The sequence below is a fragment of the Serratia sp. CY84636 genome (genome assembly GCF_052166245.1).
Lineage (GTDB): Bacteria > Pseudomonadota > Gammaproteobacteria > Enterobacterales > Enterobacteriaceae > Serratia > Serratia nevei.
In genome coordinates this window covers 1-3,664 of record NZ_JBJNOX010000033.1, presented here as the reverse complement: position 1 = coordinate 3,664, position 3,664 = coordinate 1, and the positions used below count along the sequence as shown (strand labels likewise).

Here is a 3,664-nt window from a genome sequence, read left to right as displayed (position 1 = left end):
GGGGTCGGTTCCGGCTGAGGGCGAAATGACACCCTAAGCGTTAGCTCTGTGTCGTTGCACGATGTCAGCGACGGTATTCTTGCTGATACCGAGCTCGCGTGCGATCCAGCGATAGCTGCGTCCCTCGGCCCTCATCGCAACCACCTTAGGCAAAAGTCGGTCTGATTTTGGTCGCACTCCGGCCTGACGACCAAGCCTCTTACCACGTGCCTTCGCAACAGCAAGGCCTGACTTGACCCGCTCGCTGATGAGATCCCGCTCAAACTCCGCAATGCCGGAAAGAAACGTCGCCAGCATTCGTCCATACGGCGACGAAAGATCGAACGCCATTCCATTCATGGCTATCACGGAAACCTTCCAGTTCTCCAGTTCACGTAGCGTATTGAGCAGATCGAGCGTCGAGCGCCCCCACCGGGAAAGCTCAGTGACCAGGATTGCATCAATTTGTCTGGACTGGGCAAGCGCCAGGACTTTCTTTCGCTCGGCCCGGTCGAGTTTAGTTCCTGAACCTGTTTCCTTAAATATTCCCACCACGTCGTAGCCGGCACAGCCGGCGAAGGCTCGCAGATCAAATTCCTGGCGTTCACAAGACTGATCCGCTGTTGAAACCCGGCAGTAAATGGCGGCACGATGTCCCAATTGAACCCTCCTGGATTTTTGTATCGGAACGCCCTGATTTATATGGGCTGGCTGTTGTCCAAAACAGACTATACTTCAAAAGGGACGAATTTGTATGTCACGACGCCATATTTTCACCGAACGGCAGCGAGCAGCGCTGTTCGATCTGCCCACGGACGAACTGTCGCTACTGAAGTTCTACACGCTGGGCGATGATGACCTGGAAAACATTAGGCAGCGCCGCAGACCGGAAAACAGGATTGGCTTTGCCCTGCAACTTTGTGCCTTACGATATCCGGGCCGTGCACTGGCTCCTGGTGAGATGATCCCGCGTGAAGTCCTTTCCTTCGTCGGTGCTCAGCTTGGAGTTCCGGCTGATGCGCTTCTCACTTATGCCACACGGCGCCAAACCCGTCAGCAGCACATGGACACGCTGCGCGAAATTTACGGCTACAAGACCTTCACGGGCCGTGGTGCCCGTGATCTGCGGGAGTGGACTTTCGGCCAGGCCGAAGATGCCAGATCAAACGAGGATCTTGCTCATCGTTTTATTGTGCGGTGTCGGGAAACTTCCACCATTCTGCCCGCAGTATCGACAATCGAGCGCTTGTGCGCGGATGCTCTGGTCGCCGCTGAGCGGCGGATTGAAACGCGGATTGCGGAAAATTTAACAGCGGATGTTCGCGATCACCTGGACAAACTTCTGAGTGAAATGCTCGCCGGCAATATCAGTCGTTTCATCTGGCTTCGCAACTTCGAGGTTGGTAACAACTCGGCTGCTGCTAACCGTTTGCTCGACAGGCTCGAATTTCTGCGTACCCTGAATATCAATCATAGTGCTTTGGCCAGCATACCTGCCCATCGCATTGCCCGGCTGCGTCGGCAGGGTGAACGCTACTTCACCGACGGTTTGCGTGACATCACTTCGGACCGCCGCTGGGCGATCCTTGCCGTCTGTGTTGTGGAGTGGGAAGCGGCGATTGCTGATGCCATAGTCGAAACCCATGACAGGATCGTAGGAAAAACCTGGCGGGAAGCGAAGCGCCAGCATGACGAAACAATTTCCGGCTCTAAAGCCACACTCACGGATACGATCCGTACCTTCACCGCGCTGGGAGCTTCGTTGCTTGAGGCCCGCAGTGACGGAACCCCGCTGGAGATGGCTGTCGCCAGTTCGGTTGCATGGGACCGGCTCGCTCAACTGGTAGCGACAGGGACTCAACTCAGCAACACGCTAGCCGATGAGCCTCTTGCATATGTCGGGCAGGGATACCATCGCTTTCGTCGTTATGCGCCCCGCATGTTGCGCTGTCTGAAGCTCGAAGCCGCGCCGGTCGCCGGACCATTGGTAGCAGCAGCTTTGTCGATCGGAGAGATGAAAGGTGTTGCATCGCCAGAAAGGCGTTTCCTGCGGCCCAGCTCCAAATGGAACCGTCATTTACGAGCTCAGGAAAAAGGAGATACCCGTCTTTGGGAAGTGGCGGTACTCTTTCACCTCCGGGATGCTTTTCGTTCCGGAGATGTCTGGCTCGCTCATTCGCGCCGCTATGGTGACCTCAAGCAGGTACTGGTGCCGATGATCGCGGCGCAGGAAAATGCAAAACTGGCCGTGCCTTCCAACCCACAGGATTGGCTGGCAGACAGAAAGGCGCGACTCACGATCGCTCTTAAGCGGCTGGCCCGGGCTGCCCGTAACGGCACTATTCCGCACGGTAGCATAGAAGATGGAACGTTGCGGATCGACAGGTTGACAGCAGACGTGCCGGATGGTGCCGAGGCACTCATACTGGATCTGTATCGCCGAATGCCGTCCGTTCGGATTACCGACATGCTGCTTGAAGTTGATGCAGCCCTTGGTTTCACAGATGCGTTTACCCATCTGAGAACCGGGGCTCCATGTCGCGACCGGATCGGTCTGCTCAACGTCCTGCTCGCTGAAGGGCTCAATCTGGGCCTGCGTAAGATGGCGGAAGCTACAAACACGCATGATTACTGGCAGCTCTCACGCCTTGCCCGCTGGCATGTTGAAAGCGAAGCCATGAACCAGGCATTGGCAATTGTGGTGGCCGCGCAGGGTAAACTGCCGATGTCACGCGTCTGGGGGATGGGCACGTCAGCATCGAGCGATGGTCAGTTTTTCCCGACAGCGCGGCATGGCGAAGCCATGAACATGGTCAATGCCAAATATGGTTCTGTTCCCGGCCTCAAAGCGTATACTCACGTAAGCGACCAGTTCGCGCCATTCGCTTGTCAGTCGATCCCGGCGACCGTGAGCGAGGCACCGTATATTCTCGATGGACTACTGATGAACGAGGTCGGTCGCCATGTTCGCGAACAGTATGCCGATACAGCAGGATTCACCGACCATTTGTTCGGAGCCAGTAGCCTGCTCGGCTACAATCTCGTTCTGCGAATCAGGGATCTGCCATCGAAGCGGTTGTACGTATTTAATCCCGATACGACCCCCAGGGAGTTACGCAAGTTGGTAGGTGGAAAAGCCCGGGAGGATCTTATCGTTGCGAACTGGCCTGATATTTTCCGTTGTGCCGCGACGATGACCGCTGGCAAAATCAGGCCCAGCCAACTCCTGCGCAAGCTCGCTTCTTACCCACGACAAAACAACCTTGCAGTTGCGCTTCGTGAAGTTGGTCGTATTGAACGGACCCTTTTCATTATTGAGTGGATCCTGGATACGGACATGCAGCGGCGTGCTCAGATCGGTCTTAACAAGGGAGAGGCCCACCATGCGCTCAAAAATGCGCTCCGTATCGGGAGGCAGGGGGAAATTCGCGATCGCACGACAGAGGGGCAGCACTACCGAATCGCTGGGCTCAATTTATTGACTGCGGTGATCATTTACTGGAATACCGTCCATCTTGGTCATGCCGTCACGGAGCGGCGGAACGAAGGGTTGGATGTTCCCCCTGAATTTCTTCCCCACATATCCCCATTGGGCTGGGCGCACATTCTACTGACTGGCGAATATCTTTGGCCCAAGGAACCGAAAGCTTAGGGTGTCATTTCGCCCTCAGCCGGAACCGACCCC

General features: G+C 56.1%; 2 protein-coding genes. One reads left to right on the top strand and one right to left on the bottom strand.

The genetic code is table 11. The features are described 5' to 3' along the window. Window positions 1–33 precede the first annotated feature (33 nt). Window positions 34–639 (bottom strand): recombinase family protein, encoded by a 606-nt coding sequence (locus tag ACJ8QI_RS25435; RefSeq protein ID WP_000509965.1) that lies wholly within the window; start codon window positions 637–639, stop codon window positions 34–36. Window positions 640–733: 94 nt separating this feature from the next. Here ACJ8QI_RS25435 and ACJ8QI_RS25430 point away from each other — a divergent pair, with 94 nt between their 5' ends. Further along, window positions 734–3,631, top strand: a complete 2,898-nt coding sequence (locus tag ACJ8QI_RS25430) for a Tn3-like element Tn5403 family transposase (protein ID WP_001553819.1) — start codon at window positions 734–736, stop codon at window positions 3,629–3,631. The last annotated feature ends 33 nt before the right edge of the window (window positions 3,632–3,664 follow it).